This window comes from Chryseobacterium sp. (genome assembly GCF_008831505.1).
In the GTDB taxonomy this organism is placed as follows: Bacteria; Bacteroidota; Bacteroidia; order Flavobacteriales; family Weeksellaceae; genus Marnyiella.
Genome location: NZ_CP044507.1, coordinates 1,923,129 through 1,941,899, shown reverse-complemented (window position 1 = coordinate 1,941,899; position 18,771 = coordinate 1,923,129). Strand labels below are relative to the sequence as shown.

Genomic DNA, 18,771 nt, shown 5'->3' with positions numbered 1-18,771 from the left:
TTAAGAAATTATTATAACTAAAAGTTAAGCATAATTGAACCAGAGTTCTAAATTTGCAGACTCATTATTTACGACTTATGACAAACAAAATAAATTTTTCCCTGTTTCTGGGGATTTTCTTTACTTTTTTATCGGCTTCTGCTTCCGCACAGCTGGAGAAAGGTAAACTCGTAGACGGTATCGCAGCTGTGATCGGTAACGAAATCATACTGGAATCGGATATTAACGAGCAGATGAACTATGCCGCCCAGCAGGGAAGTGCCGCCGCCAATAAATGCCAGGTGATGGAGAGTATCATCAACAACAAGATTGTTGTTTACGAAGCAAAAAGGGATACCCTTATTGAAAACCGCAGCGCTGCGATAAAGGAGAATGCCGGTTTGAAATATAATCAGATCCTGGGGCAGTTTCCGGACGAAAAAACAATGCTTGCCGCCTACAAATTCCGGACAGCCTATGAAATGAAGACGGCGATCGAGAAGATAGACAGTGACCAGTACTACGGTCAGGCAAAGTACCAGAGGATTACTGAAAAGGCTGATGTAACGCCAAACGAAGTTACGGACTTTTATAATACCTATAGACTGCAGCTTCCCGAGGTAAAGGATGAGGTAACTCTGGCTCAGATCAGCATTTATCCCAAACTTACAGAAGCTCACAAAGAAGAAATCATCAACAGGCTTAAGAAGATTAAGCAGGACATCCTGAACGGTGAAAGCTTCGACAGCCAGGCCAGAATATATTCTGAAGATCCGGGTTCCGCACCAAATGGCGGTCTTATGAAGAATATTTCCAAAGGACAGATGGTAAAACCCTTTGAAGCCGCAGCCTTAAACCTTCAGGAAGGTGAAATTTCGGATCCTGTAGAATCGGAGTTCGGTTATCATATCATTAAACTGGAGCGAAGAGCCGGAAAAATCTATGATGCGAGACATATTCTGATTGCTGCCACCCCAACAGCAGAAGAGATAGAGGCAGCCCGTAAGGAACTGGATGCCATCAAGACCTCTATTGAGGAGGGTAAGATGACCTTCAAAGATGCGGCATTCAAGTATTCGGACGATAAGCGAACCAAATTCAACGCCGGTGTTCTTACAGACAATAACGGGTCCGACCGTATGGAAAGGCTTTCGCTTTCACCAACGCTGGGATATCAGATCGCAGGACTTAACAAAGGCGACATCACCGATGTTTTTGAAGATGAACTGAACCGCCGCAAAGCTGTGAGCATCGTGAAAATTGAGGAAGTGATTCCTGCCCATCAGCTTACCATTGAAACCGATTACGACCGTATCAAGCAACTGGCTTTAAACAGAAAGCGTAATGAAATGGTAGATAAATGGATTAAGCAGAGATTGCCCAATATCTTTATCTCCATTGATAACCGTTATGCGGAATGCAGCTTCCAGCCGGAACTTCAGAAATCAGTACTGACAAAATAATAAAGGTCTCCGAAATTTTTTCGGAGATTTTTTTTGTTAAGACGAGGCAACGGTAAGGGGAGGCTGGACTTCTTTAAACCGTATATTTCCTTTATTTTTGCTGCATGAGCAATTTTATTGATTTCGGCGTTGCCGACAAGATGTATCAGAAATCACAAAACCGGGTTTCAGCACTTTTCAATATTAAATACCCTATCGTTCAGGGCGGTATGATCTGGCATTCCGGCTGGCGTCTGGCCTCAGCGGTCTCCAACTGTGGCGGTCTGGGGCTTATAGGTGCCGGCAGTATGTATCCGGATGTGCTGCGTGAGCATATCCAAAAATGCAAAGCCGCTACAGACAAGCCTTTCGGCGTTAACGTGCCTATGCTCTATCCGAATCTGGATGAGGTGATCAGCATTATTCTGGAGGAAGGAGTGAAGATCATCTTCACCTCGGCCGGAAATCCGAAAACCTACACAGAAACGCTTAAGAAAGAAGGTCTGAAAGTGGCGCATGTAGTGTCATCCACCAAATTTGCACAGAAGTGCCAGGTGGCAGGTGTAGATGCTGTAGTGGCTGAAGGATTTGAAGCCGGGGGGCACAACGGCCGCGATGAGACTACTACATTCTGCCTTATCCCCAATGTTCGCAAACATATTGATATACCTCTGATAGCTGCCGGTGGAATAGGGCTGGGCACGCAAATGAAAGCAGCCATGATTTTGGGTGCAGACGGGGTGCAGATCGGCTCCAGGTTTGCCGCCACACAGGAAGCCAGTGGACATGAGTTATGGAAGGAGCAAATCACTTCCTTAAACGAAGGTGACACCCAGCTGACCCTAAAAGAACTTGCGCCTGTACGTTTGGTTAAAAATAAGTTCTTCCGGGACATTGAAAAACTTTATGACAGTGGCAGAAATCCTCAGGTGCTGTTGACGGCTCTGGGCAGGGCGCGGGCAAAGAGAGGTATGTTTCAAGGAGACCTGGAAGAGGGTGAGCTTGAAATTGGCCAGGTATCTGCGCTTATTGAAGAAGTGTTGCCGGTAGCAGAAGTTTTTGAGCAACTGATGAAAGAGTTTGAAGCTGCAGGGAACCCGTCGATGTAGGAACAATTTTAAATGGATAAAACCTGCCATGATCGTAGGCAGGTTTTTAGTTTGTATGGCGCATTTTCTAAAAAAAACTAATGGTGCGGCAATTGTCCGAAACGTATCTTATCAGTTCTGCTCCAGCGCATTCTTCATATCACCGTAGCCGCCACCGTTATAGACATTAGTCATGCCCTGCGATTTAAAATAGTCTACAGCCTTACCACTGCGGTTTCCGCTTCTGCAGAAGAAGATGATGTTTCCGTTCAGATTGGTTACCTCCTGTTTACGCTCTTCCAGCTCGCCCAAGGGTATGTTGCGGGCATCTTCTATTTTGCCGTCCATCTCCAGTTCCATAGGTTCGCGCACATCTATAAGGTGGTAGTCGCCGGAGCTTAAAATTTCGTTTATTGAATCCATTTTAATAATTTTAAACTGTTTGTAATCTCACAAATGTAGCAAATTATGTTAAATTTGCCTTCCCATGTACTCCTCAAAACAAGAAAAACTTTCACAACTGATCAAATCCAAGGCAAAGGCCTTCGGATTCCAGGACTGCGGCATCTCACACGCCGGATTTCTGGAGGAAGATGCGCGACCCCTGGAAGACTGGCTGAAAAAGGATTACCATGGGGAAATGCGTTATATGGAGAACCATTTCAATAAAAGACTGGACCCGCGGCTTCTGGTGCCCGGTGCGAAATCGGTGATATCGCTGTCCTATAACTATTTTCCGGCGGAGACGATTCCCAGTCTAAATAACTTCAAGATTTCGAAATATGCGTACGGGCAGGATTACCATGAGATCATTAAAGGAATTTTGGTGGAAATGGTAGCCGAACTCCGCGATGAGATCGGCGGTTTTGACTGCCGGGTGTTTACTGATTCGGCACCGGTGCTGGAGCGAAGCTGGGCCAGGAAGTCCGGTATTGGCTGGGTAGGGAAAAATGCCAACCTGATTACCAAACAAAGCGGTTCATTCTATTTCCTGGCAGAAATTATCTGCGATTTGGACCTGGCCGCAGATCAGCCCACGACTGACCATTGCGGCACCTGCAGGAAATGCATCGATGCCTGTCCTACGGAAGCGATCGTTTCGGAGAAAATCATTGACGGCAGTAAATGTATCTCTTATGCGACCATTGAACTTAAAGAAGCCATTCCGGAACACTTCCGCGACCGGATGCAGGACTGGATGTTTGGCTGCGATATCTGCCAGGACGTTTGCCCCTGGAACCGGTTTTCGGCGCCACACACGCAGGAGAAATTCCGGCCAAATGAAAAACTTAAGCATTTTACAAAGGAAGACTGGCAGGAGCTGGACCAGGAACTTTTTTCAGAGGTTTTCCGTAAATCTCCGGTGAAAAGGACCAAGTTTGCGGGTTTGAAAAGGAATATCTCTTTTTTGAGTGGGGTGAGAACGATAGAAGGTTAAAAGGTAAGGAGGTTAGAAGGTTAGGAGGTTTGGAAGTTAGAAGGTTAGATGGTTAGAAAGTTAGGAATTTACAAGAGTAGCCGGCTTCTTAATCATTATTCTTTTCTCTTTGTTCTTTGTTCTTTCCTCTCTTTTCTCTACTCTGAAAAGCCTTAGATTGGTAAATTATTACAAAGTCTGAAATCTGAAATCTGAAATCTTGGCTATTGGTTACGGACCTAAAGACCGTAAAGACGTAAATTTTGTTAAATTGCTGAATTGTTATTGAAACACATTCAGATGTCTGATGTCTGATGTCTGATGTCTGAAATCTGAAATCTTGACTCTTTACACTAACAGTCCAAACTATGAAAAAAATCTTATTCACCGCACTTAAAATAATCGGCTCCATTGTCGCAGTTGTGCTTTTGTATGTCGTTCTGGCTCTAACCCTGCCTCTGATTCCTGTGGCTGCCGATGATGTGTCCGAACCAAAGACAGTGGAGGTATTCCTGCTGACTAACGGAGTACATACCGATATAGTGGTACCGGTGACCAACCAATATATGGACTGGCGCACTGAAATACCTGTTCGTGATACTAAAGCAGGTTCCGGCAACTTTAAATACCTGTCCGTGGGCTGGGGCGACAAAGGTTTTTATCTGGATACACCCACCTGGGCTGAACTGAAGGTTTCAACCGCGCTGAAGGCAGCGTTTTGGCTCAGCGAATCGGCTATGCACTGTACTTTCTATAACAAAATGGTGGTAGGGAAGGATTGTAAGCGAATCCTGCTTACAGAAACGCAGTACAGGAAGCTTGTTGGTTTTATCCAAAATAAATTTGACCGTGACCCAAACGGAAAACCGATTCTCATCAGGACCGATGCGGTTTATGGCAGTAATGATGCTTTCTACGATGCAAAAGGAAGTTACAGTTTTCTGGATACCTGTAATACCTGGACCAACAGAGGGCTTAAAATTGCCGGACAAAAGGCGGCCTTGTGGACGGCTTCAGATTTCGGTATCTTCTACCATTATGAATGAAACCAGGCCGGGAAGCAAATCAAGTACTATAGATTTTTTAATCTCATAGTCAGTTCCAAATGATCCTTCACAACGATGGTGCCACCCATTTTGGTAGGCGGTACGATTCCAAAATCGCTGAAACGTACCGTTTCATTGCCTGTCAGCATATTCTTGTTCTCGAAGAAAGATACAGTATAAAAGCGTTTCCTGTTCAGGATCTTCACTTCCACAATGGCACTGTAGTAACTGTTTGCGTTTTTTTTGAATTCAATAAACCGTACGGTAAAATGCGGATGCTGCTCGGCATTTAAAATTTTACGGAAGTCGTTGGTCATCATCTTATTCCTGCAGTCAAAGTCCTGTACCTTCAGCTGCAGTACCGGAAGCCGCGCCTCTGAGCTGAAACTGCCAGCCGGTTTGGCAATGTTGGAATTGGTACATTTAAAAGTGTTCACGTTGGTCTTTCCCAGGATTTCCACCGTGTTTTCCTGAGCCGGTACCAGGCTGTAAATCAGGAGCAGAATAAGGATTACCGTATTTTTCATCACTTTAAAGGTATAAAAAAGGGACAAATTAATGTCCCTTCACTGAAATTGAATTTAATATTAGAAACCAATGGTTGCTTCAACCATCATTCCTTTGAATTCGCCGCCTCTAAGAGCGCTTGTTGCACCCCAAACCGGGCTGTCGTTGTAATTTTGCTGTACATATTCCACTTTTGCCAGAATGTTCTTGGTCATAAAGTAGCCTGCACCCAGGTTGAACCTGTCAATCTTTCTTTCGTCGGAAACCTCGTCGTCTTTACCGCTGATGGTGTTATAACGTCCACCTACGTAGAATTGTTCTTTCCCGCCAAATCTGTAAAGTAACTCCGCCGCCAGTTGGGTATAGTCGCCGTCAGTAGGTCTCATATTCATACCACTTGCTTTGTTGCCGGTTACATATTCGTAAGCGCCGAAGAACTCAAGGCCCTGGTATTTTACGAAGGGGTTCACCTGTACCGCTTTCATTTTCTTGAAACCGGGGTTGAAGCGTCCTGTTGCGTAATTATTGGTTCCCATAAGGTCGTTTTGGGTAAGGAGGACGTAATAGTATCTGGATCCTGCTCGGTCTGAACTGTAAAGGTAGCCTCCTGTGCTCAGTCCGTTTGTCTGGATGAAGGATCCTGTAAGCCTTACGCGCAGGTCTGTATTGATTTGCTTGTCCCATCCAATCTTCGCATAGACTGACGGTGAGTTATAATTGGTTCCTTTTACAGCCGTTTGGTTCAGTTTGCCGTTGGATACACCAAGCATACCGATGAAGTTGTCATAGAAAAGGTAACCTTCACCAAATGCTTCGGTAGAGAAATTGTCCATAATGAAGTTCCCTATGAACGGGTTGTTGATGGCTTCGGCATTATCCGTCCTTCTGAAATGATAATCACCGTAGTTTATCTCGTCCATACCTACTTTAACACGAGCATGCTTCATAATGTTCGCCGCAAAACCTTCGGAGATAAAATCCAGATCATCCACCTGCAGGTATCCGCCTTTTACCCAGGCTTCGTTATGGTGCCTTGCAGAAAGGTAGGTTCTAAGATGCATTTTAATCCCTTTTCCCAAATAAGCATTGATATCCAGGTTGGCTGTTGGCAGGTTGAAGTCGCTTCCCATCACCTGAAGTGTATTCGGAACCGCTGTGGTACCCACATTACCCAATGAGGGTGCTTTAGTGCTGTGGTCCAGAGACTGGAACTGAAGTGCAAAATCGCCGCCTACAGAAACCTTCACGCCATCATAGGCCGGTGAAACTCCTTTTGGGTCTTCAAATACGTTACGCTGAGCTTTTTCCGGTGCCAGATAATCACGCATTGAGGTGTTGGTATCTTCCTGAGCGAATAACGCTCCGCTTGACATGAGTAAAGCCAATACTGATGTTTTTAAAACTGAAGTTCTCATTTCTTTGGTATTTTAATGTTTATTAATTGATTAGTTGGCAGTGATGTTTACAGTTACTGTAATTGCATCGCCGGTTTTTACTCCCATAAACCCGGGTCTTTCCATTCCAAAATCGGACAGGTTCATTTTTTCGGTACCAGTAATGCTGTAAGAAGCACCATTCTTAACCACTGTTACAGGAATTGATGCATTCTTGGTTACCCCTGCAATGGTCATCTTGCCGGTTACGGTTCCCTTACCGATATTCATCGATGTGGCAGTGAAAGTAATATTGGGATGTTTGGCTGCCTGCAGGGCGTTGTATGCCTTATTGTCCATCATCTTCCCTTTTGTACTTTTCAGATTTTTTGCGGGCATCACAAACTTTACGTTGGTGATCGCAGTTCCGCTTACTGTTCCGCTAAAGGTAGCTGCATTTGAAGTCATCGTCCAGTCATGCATAGGTGAGGTTCCGTCTACACTAACTTTAGTACTTTTTCCTGTTATGGCCTGCGCGTTTGCTAAACCTGTGAAAAGTCCGAAGGCCAGGACAAGAATCTTGAATGTTGCTGAATTTCTCATGATTTCTATATTAAATTGTTATTTCCTCCTTTGAATTTCTTATACAAATGTAAAAGGAGTATTTTTAATTTAACAATGTATCACCCTTAATTTTACATGATTTATGTCAAATAGTCTTAATAAATTACTATTATGTTAATAATAGTGTGCTTTGATTTTGTAATTGATGAATTTGTTTAGCTGTTTAAATTATTATGCTAACATATTATTGCAAATAATGTATAATTAATAAACATGACGAATGTCATCATGAGCAAAATCAGCTAAAAGTTTTAATAATTATCAATAAATATCACTATTATGAGAATAATTGAAATTAAGAGTAGAATTCAACCAGTGTTATTGAGGCGAAAGTTCTATCAGGATGAGACATAAAAAAAGCAACCTGAAAACAGATTGCTTTTTTGTACCCAGCGCCGGAATCGAACCGGCACACCTTGCGGTACTAGAGTTTGAGTCTAGCGCGTCTACCAATTCCGCCAGCTGGGCATCAATTGGGTGTGCAAATATAGGATAAAAATTAAATTCTTAAAATATAATAGCAGCATTTTGTTTTAAAATTCCAATACCAAACCATCATAAGCTAAACTGATACCTTCGGGCAACGACGCTTCTTCAATCTCATGCAGTCCAAACATATGGCTGATGTGCGTCAGGTACAGTTTCCGCGGCCTCAGTTCGGCGTAGAGGTCTATGATGTCTTCCAGTATGAAATGGGCAGGATGAGCGTGCGTTTTACGGATGCAGTTTAGGATAAGGTAATCCAGCCCGGTGAGTTTTACTTTTTCCTCCGGGCTGATAAAGCTGGCGTCTGTAATGTAGGCAAGATTCTTCATCTTAAATCCCAGAATCTCGAGCTCATGATGCAGTACCTGGACGGTCGTGATGTTGGTATCAAATAAATGAAAATCAGCGTCAATTTCATGCAGGTCAAAAGAGGGTGCGCCAGGATATTTTATTTCAGCAAAAGCATAGGGAAACCTCGTCTTCACTTCCTTCCCCACACGTGACTGGCAAAAAAGCGGCATGTTCTTCCGGCTTTTGAAGATGAGGGGACGTACATCGTCCAGGCCAATCACATGGTCATTGTGTTCATGCGTAAGCAGGATGGCATCCAGGTGATCTTCGTTATTTTGCAACATCTGCTGTCTGAAGTCGGGACCGCAGTCTATCAGTATTTTCCCACCGCTTTCCGTGGTGATCATGGCCGAGGACCGGAAACGCGAATCTTTTGGGTTGGCCGAACGGCAAACCGCGCAGGTGCATCCGATTACCGGGACACCCTGCGAGGTGCCCGTGCCTAAAAATTTCAGTGTCATCATATTGAACTTGGCGCTAAGGCACAAATGTAAAGAAAAAGCAGTTTGAATTATCCGGTTAATTTATCCCTTTCTAACTACTGAATATAAATGATCAAGCATCTTTTTAGTATATATTTTTTGATTTTCTGCCAGATCTTCCCCGGACTTACCCGTAATTTTTTTGGAGAGCACCACCTTCCCACGGGTTGCAATGGCGATATAGGCAAAACATGAATCAATGCCTTCTTCCGGTACTGTGCGTGCGTAGCCGGTAATGGCTGCACCCAGTTCTGCATTGAATCCGGACGCCACCGCGAGCGCCATCTGCTCTGCTATCTCTTTGGAAACGGCGTTACATGCCTCAGCAGCTATTGGATTAACCTGCAGATGTATCGCTTTCTGAGCGCTGTTGTAGGCTGTGATACCGCCCTGAAAAAATCCCATGGCATTGTCTGCCTGCGAAATAACATTCTGGATAAGACCTGCGGTACAGCTTTCTGCTACTGCCAGTGTTAACTTGTTTTTTAACATATGATCAGCAAGTTGGGCAAGATTCTTGTTGTCAAAGAGGTCGTTTTCCATACGAAAAGCAAATAATAAGTTTTAACGGAAATGGCTGGTTTCGCTGCATGCGATTGCGAAAGTCAAAAACAAATATAATTCCAAATGAAAAGAGACGGTCATAACGAAAGCCTTTGGGTGAATGGGCTCTACATCCACGAAAATTCACCTGCAGAAAATAATCATTATGATGTTGTGATTGTTGGTGCCGGAATCACCGGACTAACGCTGGCAACCGAACTTCAGCAGCGGGGCAAAAACTGCCTGGTACTTGAGCAGCATAATATTGGCTTCGGAACTACGGGTGGCACCACGGCACATATCAATAATTTCCTGGATGAATCCTATGACCGTATCATCAGCAAATTTGGTGAAGCCCGTGCCCAGACTGTGGCAGATAATGCCGGCCGTGTATCCGCAACTATAAAAGAAAACATTGACCGGTTCGGTATTGAGTGCGAATATGAGGAGTGCAGTTTCTATCTTTTCAGTGCCGAAAAAAAACAGGACCGTCAGCTGGATCAGATTGCTAAAGCGCATGATGCCTTAGAAATCCCAACCAGTGAAGTAGATGAGATTCCGTTCAGTGTGTCTTTCCGGAAAGCGCTTGAAATTAAAGGGCAGGCACAGTTTCACCCGTTAAAATATATCGCCGGGCTTGCAAAGGTTTTTGAGGGAATGGGAGGTACGTTACTTACCGGTGTTCACGTCAGTCAACACACTGCGGAGGACGGCTCCGTAAAGGTGCTGACCAATGCAGGAACCTTTACAGCTGCGGATTTGGTTTGGGCTACACATATACCACCCGGAATTAACCGCTTCAATGCACTTTGTGCACCATACAGAAGCTATGCACTTGCAGCTAAACTGCCTTATGAGGTGTCATCTTTTGCCCAGGCGGCTGATCTTTATGATCCTTATCATTATATGCGGTATCACAAAATCGGGCATGATTTCTATTTGATTGTCGGAGGTTTCGACCACAAGACAGGACATGAAGCCGATACTCAAAAACCTATGGAAGATCTTATTGCGTATACCAAAGAGCACTTCCGGGTAACCGAGATTTCCAAAACCTGGTCATCTCAATTTTATGCACCCTCGGACGGGTTGCCCTATATAGGGAAGATGCCGGGCACCGACCATGAATATGTGGCCACCGGTTATAATGGAAATGGTATGACCTGGGGAACGCTGGCGGGTAACATTCTCGCTGACTTGGTCATGGAGAAAGAAAATGAACTCGCGGATATTGTTTCGCCATCCCGCATTGAAATCGCAGCAAGTGCGAAGGAATTTGTTAAGGAAAACGTGGATGCTGTATTCCACCTTATCAAAGATCAGTTCAGCAGCGATAAAAAAGCCGAACTGGATAGCATTGAGAAAGGGGATGGCCATATAATAGATTATAACGGTAAGAAAGTAGCTGCCTACCGTGATGAACTGGGTGCTCTTACCCTTCTTGATGCACATTGTCCGCACATGGGTTGTGTGGTGAAGTTTAACAAAACGGAAAAGAGTTGGGACTGTCCGTGTCACGGATCACGCTTCGGAACTGATGGTACAGTCTTAACAATTCCTGCTCAGGAAAATTTGAAACAACTATAACCTGGACTATGGATAATTCAGAAATTAGAACGCCACGTGGTATGTGTGCCACCATACCGGGGGAGAGCACGACCATTAATCATAACTGGGAACCACCGATATTATTGTCGCTCTGTGTAATCCGGCTACCGGCAACGAACTGAACAGCGGAATAACCATTGTAGACGAGAATTCGGTTCGGATTACAACGGCCAGCGGGGCACCGGAACAGATTCGGGTAGTCATAATGGGTTTTTGATTTTATGGAAAACATAATTTTGAATGACGGATATTCATTACCGCTGATCGGTTTTGGAACCTATAAAACTGAAGATACGCTAATGTCAGTTCAAGCTGCTATTGAATCCGGCTACAGACTTATAGATAGCGCTTCCATATATGGAAATGAAAAGGAAGTGGGAGAGGCGGTAAAGCGGACCAGAGTGCCCAGGCAGCATCTTTATATCACGGCAAAAGTTTGGCGTACCGACCTGGGTTATGATGCCACCAGAAAGGCTTTTAGAAATACTTTGAAACGGTTGTCACTGGAGTATCTTGATCTTTACCTGATTCACTGGCCTGCGAATTCAAAAAACTATAAAGACTGGGTAAAAGTAAATGCTGAAACCTGGCGTGCAATGGAAGAGCTGCAGTATGAGGGACTTATCCGATCCATCGGTGTCAGTAATTTCTGGCCGGAACATCTGGAAGAATTGTTAAATACCGCCAAAGTGCCACCGACTGTGAACCAGATTGAGTATCATCCCGGTTACCAGCAAACTACGGTAGTGGATTATTGTCAAAGCCAGAATATTGCGCTTCAGGCGTGGTCGCCACTGGCAAGAGGACGGTTTCATGATCATCCATTGTTAAATGAAATTGCAGGGAAACATGGCAAAACTGTATCCCAGATCATTTTAAGGTGGACCGTTCAGCAAGGTCTTCTGCCGCTTCCAAAATCTTCACGACCGCAGCGTATCAAAGAGAATATAGACATTTTTGATTTTGAACTTTCAAGGGATGAAATGTCCGCTGTTACAAATATGCAGCCACAAGGGTTTAGTGGAGAAAGACCCGATATCTGGCCGGACCGCATTAACTAAAAAAAGGAATTATGAAAGAAACGTACACTTCAACACTCAACGGCAGAACCGTTGTAATCACAGGGGCGAGCAGCGGTATCGGGCGAGCAGCGGCAGAGGCTTTTGCACGCGAAGGCTGCAATATTGTTTTGGCTGCACGGGGTCGTGAAGCACTGGATGAAACCGCACAGTTATGCCGTGACCTGGGTGCGGTGGCTCTGGTTGTGCCCACCGATGTATCCGTGGCTGGCGATGTGCAGCAACTTGCGCAGACCGCCCTGCAGTTTAACGGCAGGATTGATGTATGGGTGAATAATGCAGGTGTAATGGCTACAGGAATGCTGGAAGATATGCCCATTGAGGCGGTGGACCAAATTATTAAAACGAACCTTCTGGGCTACCTGCATGGCGCTCATACCGTCCTGCCGATTTTCAAGAAGCAGCAGGATGGGGTACTGATTAATAATATTTCCATTGGCGGATGGATGCCGGCTCCTTACGGAACTGCTTATTCTGCCTCAAAGTACGGTGTACGCGGTATGGTGGAAAGTCTGCAGGGTGAAGTATCGCACTTTCCGAACATCCACGTATGTGCCATGTATCCGGCTATCCAACGGTCTACCGGCAATATGCATTCTGCAAAGTATTCCGGCTTCAGTTCCAAAATCCCACCACTATCATTTGACCCGCGCGTACTGGCGGCTGCCATGGTTAAAACTGCTAAATACCCGCGTAAGGAAGTGTACACAGACTGGTCGTCCGTACTTTTCAAAACGGTATACGGGATGTTCCCCAAAACAGTCGTGAATACCGCTTCGGCAGCTATGCGGATGATGATGATGAAGAAAGATGCGCCAGAAGGTACAAACGGAAATATCCTTACACCTTCCGCGGAACCGCATCGTATTTATGGCGAGACGATGCTTCCGCCACCCTCCAAAACATCAAAACTGATTATGCTGTCCGGATTGCTGGCAGCAGGGGCGGTGATGCTGTGGAACCGATCGCAAGCTCCGGACCGAAAAAAACTTAAGTGATACTGAAGTTTCCCCGACTTAGCCGGTACTCATCTGAAAAATTGCGTGCTAGATGGTTAAACTTGCTGAAAATGTTTAATTTAAGTGTATTCTGACATGGCTACGAGACTTATCAGCGGCGGGCGTAACCGGTTTGCAGAATGCCTTAATTATATGTAATTTTGCGAAAAAATTACGATGTCTTTAATCCAGCAAAAACTAACTCCAAAGCAGAAAGCATTAGCCATTAATCTGGATTCCAATATATACGGTACTTTTGCGGAAATAGGTGCAGGTCAGGAAACTGTGCGCCACTTTTTCAGGGCCGGTGGTGCCTCCAAAACCATTGCGAAGGCCATGTCGGCATATGACAAGGATTTTTCGGACGCTATTTACGGCAAGGAAGCACATAACCGCTATGTTACCCAGCACCGTCTCAGAAAAATGCTGAGGTATGAGGTCTCTCTTATTGAGGAGAGGCTCTCACGCGAAGATAATCCCGGCCGCCGCTTTTTTTCCTATGCCAATACGGTTACCACTATTAATTTCGACAAAACCCTGAAAGGTCACGGGTGGGTAGGTGTACGTTTTCAGCGTGATGAGACAGAAGGTTACAGTGAAGTTGTACTTCATGTAAAATTCAAGGAGAATAACACCACACTGCAGCAGGAAACCCTGGGAAATCTGGGAGTTAACCTTATTTATGGTGCGTTTTTTTATAATGACAATCCGCGGAGACTGATTTCTTCTTTATATGATGACATTGCTCTGGACGACCTGGAGATCGATATGATCGACTTTATGGGTCCTGCCTTTGCCTATGTAGATAACCGTTTGATGAGTCTGCAGCTGGTAAAGAACGGAATGACCGATGCCGTGATCTTTACGCCAGGTGGTAAAAATATGCTGCCCGCAGATTTGCTTTACCGTAAAAATATTTTTGCAGTACGCGGCAGTTTCCGGCCTGTTACGAAGGTGAATATCGACATGTTCGAAAGCGGACTCAAAATGTTTATGAAGGATGCCGACTGTACTGAAAAGGAAACCGAAGTGCTGTTTGAGATCACAATTTCTAACCTGAAAGGAGACGGCGATATTGATGAACGCGATTTCCTGGACAGGGTAGATGTCCTGGCCAATCTGGGTTATACTGTAATCATCTCCAATTTCTCTGAATATTACCGCCTTATCGATTATTTTGCAGGTTATACCGGACTGAAAATCGGTATCGGAATGGGGGTGAATAACCTTCTGATGGTTTTTGATGAAAATTATTACAAAAATCTGTCAGGCGGAATCCTGGAAGCCTTCGGCAAATTCTTCAGGAATGATATGACCGTTTATCTTTATCCTTATAAAGATCCGGAAAACCATGAGATCCTGACTTCCAATAACCTGCGGGTTAATGAAAACCTGAAGCAGCTTTACAAGTTCTTCAAGCACAATAACCGGATTAAGGATATTGTAACCTATCAGCCCCAATATGCGGAGATTTATTCCCGTGAGATATTGCGGATGATTACTGAAAACGAAAGCGGCTGGGAAGATCAGGTGCCGGACGGCGTGGCCGATCTTATAAAAGACCGCGGAATGTTTGGATACAAGAACGAAGTAGAACTAAAAGAATTTACTTAATAAAACTGCCATGTCTGAAATAAAGAAACGTCTCTCCACTATTCTGGAAAGCCCACATTTCCCAACTGAAGAAAAACTTCAGAAAGTCTGTCATCTGCTGGATCAGGAAATTCCGTATTTCAACTGGACGGGGTTCTATTTCCGGAATGGCGATAAGGAGGAGCTTATCCTGGGCCCTTATGCAGGTGCAGACACCGATCACACCGTTATTCCTTTCGGAAAAGGAATCTGCGGTCAGGTGGCTGTTTCCGGAGAAACATTTGTTGTTCCTGATGTCCATGAGCAGGACAATTATCTTTCCTGTTCCATTGATACCAAAGCTGAGATCGTGGTTCCTATCTTTAAAGATGGTGAAAACGTGGGCCAGATTGATATTGATTCCCACAGTTTGGACCCCTTCACTGCTGAAGACCGGGAAATGCTTGAGTGGCTGTGTGCTGAAGTGGCCAAAATTCTGTAGTAATCTTGTTTCAGTGCAGGGAGTCATGTACTTCGCCCATCAGCTGACGCAAATATGCCTCATATTCCAGTATACGCGTGCCGTACCAGGAAAAAGCTTCTCCGTCAGCAAGCCTTATTGTGCAGTCCGGAAGGTGTTCCTGCAGTTCAGCGATATGTTTTTCCCGGAAAGGGTAGGGTTCGGACGACAGCAGTATGAGTCTGGCTCCTTTAAGTTCGGAAATTTCAACAGTTGGATATCTTGTTTGATCCTGAAAGATATTTCTGAAGCCTAAACATTTCATTATATTGTGGATGAAGGTATCTCCACCAACCGTCATATAAGGATTCCTCCAGATCAGATATACTGTTGGAACTGTCAGTGCAGGGTGCAATCCTGTAAAAACAGCCCTAGTCCTGTTTATGAAGCCGGTGGCCTGCTCTGATTTGTTCAGCCGCTGTCCCAACTGGAACAGAAAAGTCACCTGATCCTCCAGAGTACTGATATCTGTGACCCATACCTTACAAACTTTTTCCAGTTCAAGCACCTGCTCCCTCACGTTTTCTTCCTTATTTGCGATGATGAGATCGGGTTTCAGCGCTGTTATTTTGTCCAGCTTCAGGGTTTTGGTGCCGCCTACGATGGGAATATTTTTCACCCTGTCATAAGGGTGGATACAGAATTTGGTTCTGCCCACAATTTCACTATGATCCAGTCCGAAGTCAAAAAGCGTTTGGGTAATTGACGGAACCAGTGAAACAATCCGCATAAACTGGTTTTAAAGAATTTTACCTGTAAGGAAGAGTCCTGCGATGGAAAAGTAGATGATCAGTCCGGTGACGTCCACAAGCGTGGCTACAAAAGGTGCCGACGAAGTGGCGGGATCAAGTTTAAACTTTTTCAGGATAAACGGAACCATGGAACCCGAAAGCGTTCCCCAAAGGACAATCATTGCCAGAGAGATCCCGGCGCTTATTCCTACAAAAAGCCAGTGCTCGCCGTAATCGAACCAACCCCATTTATGCCAGAGCATTATTCTGAAAAAGCCGATGATGCCCAGGAAGGTACCCAGCACCAGGCCGGTGGTAACTTCCTTTTTCATAACAGTCCACCAGTCTTTCAGTGTGATTTCCTGGAGCGCCATTGCCCGTATGATAAGCGTAGCAGCCTGAGAACCCGAGTTTCCGCCGCTTGAAATAATCAATGGAATGAATAGTGCCAGGACCACCGCTTTTTCAATTTCATTTTCATAAAAGCCCATCACAGTAGCTGTAATAAGCTGAAGAAAGAAAAGTACGATCAGCCACAGACCTCTTTTCTTGATCATCTCAAACCAGTGGGTCTGGATATAAGGATCGTCCAAAGCGTCCATACCCCCGAATTTCTGGATGTCCTCCGTATTCTGTTGCTCTACCTGATCCAGGATGTCGTCAATGGTTACAATGCCCACCAGTACACCTGCCTCAGTAATGATGGGAAGAGCATTGCGGTCATACTTTTCAAAGTACTGTACAGCATCTTCACGCGATGTAGTTGTTTTGATGGCTACGAAATGATGGTCGGTAAGTTCGGAAACCAGCTGATCTTCATCGGCCAGAAGAAGGTTGCGGATGTCGAGGTCATCAATAAGATGGTTGCGCTCATCCACCACATAGAGGTAGTTAAGTGTCTCTACCTTCTTGCCCACCTTTTTAATTTGCTCAAAACATTTCCTGACAGTCCACTCATTCCGTATCTGGATGTAGTACGGCGTCATCATCCTTGCGATGCTGTCTTCATGATAGCCTAACAGCTTCAGTGCGATACGTCTTTCCTGCGGATTCAGGAGGTTAATGGAATACTTGATAAGTTCGTCGGGGAAATCTTCAAAAAGTTCGGTCCTGTCGTCGGGCGTCATGCCGTTCAGAATCTCGGATACTTCTTCGTTTCCGATACTGCGGATGGTTTCTTCCTGAAAATCAGCGTCCAGATGAGAGAAAACAGCGGCCTTAAATTTCTTGGGCACCTTCAGGAATTCCAGCAAACGTTCGTCCGCGCGCAGGTTACTCAACCTTTCGGCGATATCCGCGGGGTTTATTAAAATTTCAGTTTCGTTCGCAGTCGTATTCACTGCTGCAAAAATAGCTGAAAAAATCCGATAAAGTATACTGGTCTAAAGGGTGTGTTATCAGGAAATACCGAAAATTTACTTCTTCCGTTTCATATTCTGAGTAAGCTGTTTCAGGACGCCATTGGTGCCAATTCGTATCGAGTTTTGGGCTGAACCCATTATGCGGGCATTCTTGCGGAAAGTGTCATAAGAGCTTTCAGAAATAAAATTTCCATCGGCATCATACAGTTTCATACTCACCACCACCTGGCTGGAAAAAACGAACTGTCCCAAACCCACCTTAAAGAACTTCACGTGCGGAATCACTGCATGGGTAGCATTGTTATTTATACAGATTTCACGAATGGTATTGCGGTCGGCATCCTCATAGGTCACTGGCATGTCTACGCGAACCATGCGGCGGTTGCGGTTATTTACGTAGCTGTCGGACACCGCAGAGAAGAAAGCTTCATTGGTAGCATCCTTGATTTCGGCAACATCCGGGTAAATTGAGGGTGTGAAATAGATAATATTCTGGCTTTCCCTGCTGCCGGCGCGCTGTTCAGTAATTTTTACAATATCCTGTGCCGCCACTTCGGTGAAACCGGAAAAGAGTATGAATATAAAGGTGGAAAGTGTAAATTTGTAATACATACGGTAAACTGTGCAAATATACAGCCAACCTCTACATAGAAATTATTTTTTTTAAGATAATTTTAACATTTTTTGTCTTTCTCTTGTAAAAGGCTGCTGAGGGTGATTGATATTTAACAAAAAAGATGTATTTTTGCACCTCGATACATAATAATCATTAAATAATATTTGCATGTACTTAACATCAGAGAAAAAAGCAGAAATCTTCGCTAAGCACGGAGGAAAAGCAGAGAACACAGGTTCTGCAGAAGGTCAGATTGCACTTTTTACCTTTAGAATTAACCACCTTACAGGTCACCTGAAGGCTAACCACAAAGATTTCAACACAGAGAGATCACTGGTGAAGCTGGTAGGTAAAAGAAAAAGACTTCTTGATTATCTGAAAGCTAAAGATATTACGAGATACAGAGCGATTATCGCTGAACTGGGAATCAGAAAATAATCTTTCTGCCAAAGCAATTAAGCAACTCCGAAAAGAGTTGCTTTTTTTATGCCCGGTTCTTTCCAATTCTACCCAAATGCGTATTCTGAAAGCTGTCCGAATATTTTAGGCCATATCCCAGCAGCCTGTCAAACGCCGAATGCGAAAAAAGGATGATGCCTGCCAGTTCAAGTTCTGTTGAAGAAAAGTATTTTCCTGCAAAATAAACAATCACGGCCAGTCCGAGATGATGGAAAAGATTATAGGTCCAGGCGCCGGCTTTTTGACTAAAGATATAGCCAAACATAGATAGGTCTGGCAGAAAGAAGAGGCCTAAAAACCACCACCAGGACCAGCCTGTGGCGGCAAATGCGAAGGTTCCCAGAAGCAGCAGTGCAGCATACTCCAGTTGTAAGACAGTTTTCATAGGTTAAGTTTTGCGGGATTTGTCGGCATGGGCCTATATGTGTTACGATATGAAGTTGCTGCAGGATATATTTAATCCAAAACATGTATCTTTGTTGCCGAAAA

Annotated in this window: 21 protein-coding genes and 1 tRNA gene; 10 read left to right on the top strand and 12 right to left on the bottom strand. The window is 44.6% G+C overall.

Annotation, left to right across the window (positions count from 1 at the left end):
• The first annotated feature begins 77 nt into the window (after nt 1-77).
• Both F7R58_RS09075 and F7R58_RS09070 read left to right on the top strand, forming a co-directional pair.
• Nucleotides 78-1,442: a peptidylprolyl isomerase gene (locus tag F7R58_RS09075; protein ID WP_158064613.1), complete on the top strand. Its 1,365-nt coding sequence runs from the start codon at nt 78-80 to the stop codon at nt 1,440-1,442.
• A gap of 104 nt (nt 1,443-1,546) precedes the next feature.
• Entirely contained in the window at nt 1,547-2,530 is a 984-nt protein-coding gene (locus F7R58_RS09070; RefSeq protein ID WP_187695226.1) for an NAD(P)H-dependent flavin oxidoreductase, read from the top strand.
• Nucleotides 2,531-2,641: 111 nt separating this feature from the next.
• Here F7R58_RS09070 and F7R58_RS09065 read toward each other — a convergent pair whose 3' ends face one another.
• A complete protein-coding gene (locus F7R58_RS09065) occupies nt 2,642-2,932 on the bottom strand; it encodes a rhodanese-like domain-containing protein (RefSeq protein WP_158064612.1) in 291 nt (96 codons plus the stop codon).
• A 64-nt stretch (nt 2,933-2,996) separates the two neighbouring features.
• On the opposite strand from F7R58_RS09065, the gene queG reads away from it, so the two are divergent.
• Both queG and F7R58_RS09055 read left to right on the top strand, forming a co-directional pair.
• Nucleotides 2,997-3,947 (top strand): tRNA epoxyqueuosine(34) reductase QueG, encoded by a 951-nt coding sequence (gene queG, locus F7R58_RS09060; protein ID WP_158064611.1) that lies wholly within the window; start codon nt 2,997-2,999, stop codon nt 3,945-3,947.
• A gap of 347 nt (nt 3,948-4,294) precedes the next feature.
• A complete protein-coding gene (locus F7R58_RS09055; RefSeq protein WP_158064610.1) occupies nt 4,295-4,972 on the top strand; it encodes a TIGR02117 family protein in 678 nt (225 codons plus the stop codon).
• Between the two features lie 26 nt (nt 4,973-4,998).
• Here F7R58_RS09055 and F7R58_RS09050 read toward each other — a convergent pair whose 3' ends face one another.
• The 6 genes from F7R58_RS09050 to F7R58_RS09025 all read right to left on the bottom strand — a co-directional run bounded on the left by F7R58_RS09050 (nt 4,999) and on the right by F7R58_RS09025 (nt 9,338).
• On the bottom strand, nt 4,999-5,499 hold the full coding sequence (locus F7R58_RS09050) for a hypothetical protein (RefSeq protein ID WP_158064609.1): 501 nt from the start codon (nt 5,497-5,499) through the stop codon (nt 4,999-5,001).
• A gap of 60 nt (nt 5,500-5,559) precedes the next feature.
• Nucleotides 5,560-6,894, bottom strand: a complete 1,335-nt coding sequence (locus F7R58_RS09045) for a hypothetical protein (RefSeq protein ID WP_158064608.1) — start codon at nt 6,892-6,894, stop codon at nt 5,560-5,562.
• A 30-nt stretch (nt 6,895-6,924) separates the two neighbouring features.
• Nucleotides 6,925-7,455, bottom strand: coding sequence for a YceI family protein (locus F7R58_RS09040; RefSeq protein WP_158064607.1), 531 nt, complete (start codon nt 7,453-7,455; stop codon nt 6,925-6,927).
• Nucleotides 7,456-7,862: 407 nt separating this feature from the next.
• Nucleotides 7,863-7,944, bottom strand: a tRNA-Leu gene (locus tag F7R58_RS09035).
• 65 nt (nt 7,945-8,009) lie between these two features.
• Entirely contained in the window at nt 8,010-8,774 is a 765-nt protein-coding gene (locus F7R58_RS09030; protein ID WP_158065435.1) for an MBL fold metallo-hydrolase, read from the bottom strand.
• Between the two features lie 63 nt (nt 8,775-8,837).
• Nucleotides 8,838-9,338 (bottom strand): CinA family protein, encoded by a 501-nt coding sequence (locus F7R58_RS09025; RefSeq protein ID WP_158064606.1) that lies wholly within the window; start codon nt 9,336-9,338, stop codon nt 8,838-8,840.
• Nucleotides 9,339-9,422: 84 nt separating this feature from the next.
• Between F7R58_RS09025 and F7R58_RS09020 the strand changes: the two genes are divergently transcribed.
• A complete protein-coding gene (locus tag F7R58_RS09020; RefSeq protein WP_158064605.1) occupies nt 9,423-10,925 on the top strand; it encodes an FAD-dependent oxidoreductase in 1,503 nt (500 codons plus the stop codon).
• A 75-nt stretch (nt 10,926-11,000) separates the two neighbouring features.
• Here the strand turns inward: F7R58_RS09020 and F7R58_RS12965 are convergent, their stop codons facing one another.
• The gene (locus tag F7R58_RS12965; RefSeq protein ID WP_187695225.1) at nt 11,001-11,150 is read right to left on the bottom strand and encodes a hypothetical protein; all 150 of its coding nucleotides are present in this window, start codon (nt 11,148-11,150) and stop codon (nt 11,001-11,003) included.
• Between the two features lie 17 nt (nt 11,151-11,167).
• Here F7R58_RS12965 and F7R58_RS09015 point away from each other — a divergent pair, with 17 nt between their 5' ends.
• The 4 genes from F7R58_RS09015 (at nt 11,168) to F7R58_RS09000 (ending at nt 15,097) form a co-directional block, all read left to right on the top strand.
• On the top strand, nt 11,168-12,007 hold the full coding sequence (locus F7R58_RS09015; protein WP_158064604.1) for an aldo/keto reductase: 840 nt from the start codon (nt 11,168-11,170) through the stop codon (nt 12,005-12,007).
• Nucleotides 12,008-12,018: 11 nt separating this feature from the next.
• The gene (locus F7R58_RS09010; RefSeq protein WP_158064603.1) at nt 12,019-13,023 is read left to right on the top strand and encodes an SDR family oxidoreductase; all 1,005 of its coding nucleotides are present in this window, start codon (nt 12,019-12,021) and stop codon (nt 13,021-13,023) included.
• A 177-nt stretch (nt 13,024-13,200) separates the two neighbouring features.
• Complete coding sequence (locus F7R58_RS09005) at nt 13,201-14,637, top strand: TonB-dependent receptor (RefSeq protein ID WP_158064602.1); 1,437 nt, start codon at nt 13,201-13,203, stop codon at nt 14,635-14,637.
• Nucleotides 14,638-14,647: 10 nt separating this feature from the next.
• Entirely contained in the window at nt 14,648-15,097 is a 450-nt protein-coding gene (locus F7R58_RS09000) for a GAF domain-containing protein (RefSeq protein ID WP_158064601.1), read from the top strand.
• Between the two features lie 10 nt (nt 15,098-15,107).
• Here the strand turns inward: F7R58_RS09000 and F7R58_RS08995 are convergent, their stop codons facing one another.
• From F7R58_RS08995 to F7R58_RS08985, 3 genes are all read right to left on the bottom strand, one after another.
• Nucleotides 15,108-15,845 (bottom strand): helical backbone metal receptor, encoded by a 738-nt coding sequence (locus F7R58_RS08995; RefSeq protein ID WP_158064600.1) that lies wholly within the window; start codon nt 15,843-15,845, stop codon nt 15,108-15,110.
• Nucleotides 15,846-15,854: 9 nt separating this feature from the next.
• On the bottom strand, nt 15,855-17,186 hold the full coding sequence (gene mgtE / locus F7R58_RS08990) for a magnesium transporter (protein WP_158064599.1): 1,332 nt from the start codon (nt 17,184-17,186) through the stop codon (nt 15,855-15,857).
• A 75-nt stretch (nt 17,187-17,261) separates the two neighbouring features.
• A complete protein-coding gene (locus F7R58_RS08985) occupies nt 17,262-17,819 on the bottom strand; it encodes a pyruvate decarboxylase (RefSeq protein WP_158064598.1) in 558 nt (185 codons plus the stop codon).
• Nucleotides 17,820-17,991: 172 nt separating this feature from the next.
• On the opposite strand from F7R58_RS08985, the gene rpsO reads away from it, so the two are divergent.
• Entirely contained in the window at nt 17,992-18,261 is a 270-nt protein-coding gene (rpsO, locus tag F7R58_RS08980; RefSeq protein ID WP_158064597.1) for a 30S ribosomal protein S15, read from the top strand.
• A gap of 46 nt (nt 18,262-18,307) precedes the next feature.
• Here the strand turns inward: rpsO and F7R58_RS08975 are convergent, their stop codons facing one another.
• The gene (locus tag F7R58_RS08975) at nt 18,308-18,667 is read right to left on the bottom strand and encodes a DUF4260 domain-containing protein (protein WP_158064596.1); all 360 of its coding nucleotides are present in this window, start codon (nt 18,665-18,667) and stop codon (nt 18,308-18,310) included.
• Nucleotides 18,668-18,771: the final 104 nt, after the last annotated feature.

Coding starts and splice junctions, on each gene's coding strand:
- F7R58_RS09075 (WP_158064613.1), top strand. CDS start 78: ATGACAAACAAAATAAATTTTTCCCTGTTTCTGGGGATTTTCTTTACT.
- F7R58_RS09070 (WP_187695226.1), top strand. CDS start 1,547: ATGAGCAATTTTATTGATTTCGGCGTTGCCGACAAGATGTATCAGAAA.
- F7R58_RS09065 (WP_158064612.1), bottom strand. CDS start 2,932: ATGGATTCAATAAACGAAATTTTAAGCTCCGGCGACTACCACCTTATA.
- queG (WP_158064611.1), top strand. CDS start 2,997: ATGTACTCCTCAAAACAAGAAAAACTTTCACAACTGATCAAATCCAAG.
- F7R58_RS09055 (WP_158064610.1), top strand. CDS start 4,295: ATGAAAAAAATCTTATTCACCGCACTTAAAATAATCGGCTCCATTGTC.
- F7R58_RS09050 (WP_158064609.1), bottom strand. CDS start 5,499: ATGAAAAATACGGTAATCCTTATTCTGCTCCTGATTTACAGCCTGGTA.
- F7R58_RS09045 (WP_158064608.1), bottom strand. CDS start 6,894: ATGAGAACTTCAGTTTTAAAAACATCAGTATTGGCTTTACTCATGTCA.
- F7R58_RS09040 (WP_158064607.1), bottom strand. CDS start 7,455: ATGAGAAATTCAGCAACATTCAAGATTCTTGTCCTGGCCTTCGGACTT.
- F7R58_RS09030 (WP_158065435.1), bottom strand. CDS start 8,774: ATGACACTGAAATTTTTAGGCACGGGCACCTCGCAGGGTGTCCCGGTA.
- F7R58_RS09025 (WP_158064606.1), bottom strand. CDS start 9,338: ATGGAAAACGACCTCTTTGACAACAAGAATCTTGCCCAACTTGCTGAT.
- F7R58_RS09020 (WP_158064605.1), top strand. CDS start 9,423: ATGAAAAGAGACGGTCATAACGAAAGCCTTTGGGTGAATGGGCTCTAC.
- F7R58_RS12965 (WP_187695225.1), bottom strand. CDS start 11,150: ATGACTACCCGAATCTGTTCCGGTGCCCCGCTGGCCGTTGTAATCCGA.
- F7R58_RS09015 (WP_158064604.1), top strand. CDS start 11,168: ATGGAAAACATAATTTTGAATGACGGATATTCATTACCGCTGATCGGT.
- F7R58_RS09010 (WP_158064603.1), top strand. CDS start 12,019: ATGAAAGAAACGTACACTTCAACACTCAACGGCAGAACCGTTGTAATC.
- F7R58_RS09005 (WP_158064602.1), top strand. CDS start 13,201: ATGTCTTTAATCCAGCAAAAACTAACTCCAAAGCAGAAAGCATTAGCC.
- F7R58_RS09000 (WP_158064601.1), top strand. CDS start 14,648: ATGTCTGAAATAAAGAAACGTCTCTCCACTATTCTGGAAAGCCCACAT.
- F7R58_RS08995 (WP_158064600.1), bottom strand. CDS start 15,845: ATGCGGATTGTTTCACTGGTTCCGTCAATTACCCAAACGCTTTTTGAC.
- F7R58_RS08985 (WP_158064598.1), bottom strand. CDS start 17,819: ATGTATTACAAATTTACACTTTCCACCTTTATATTCATACTCTTTTCC.
- rpsO (WP_158064597.1), top strand. CDS start 17,992: ATGTACTTAACATCAGAGAAAAAAGCAGAAATCTTCGCTAAGCACGGA.
- F7R58_RS08975 (WP_158064596.1), bottom strand. CDS start 18,667: ATGAAAACTGTCTTACAACTGGAGTATGCTGCACTGCTGCTTCTGGGA.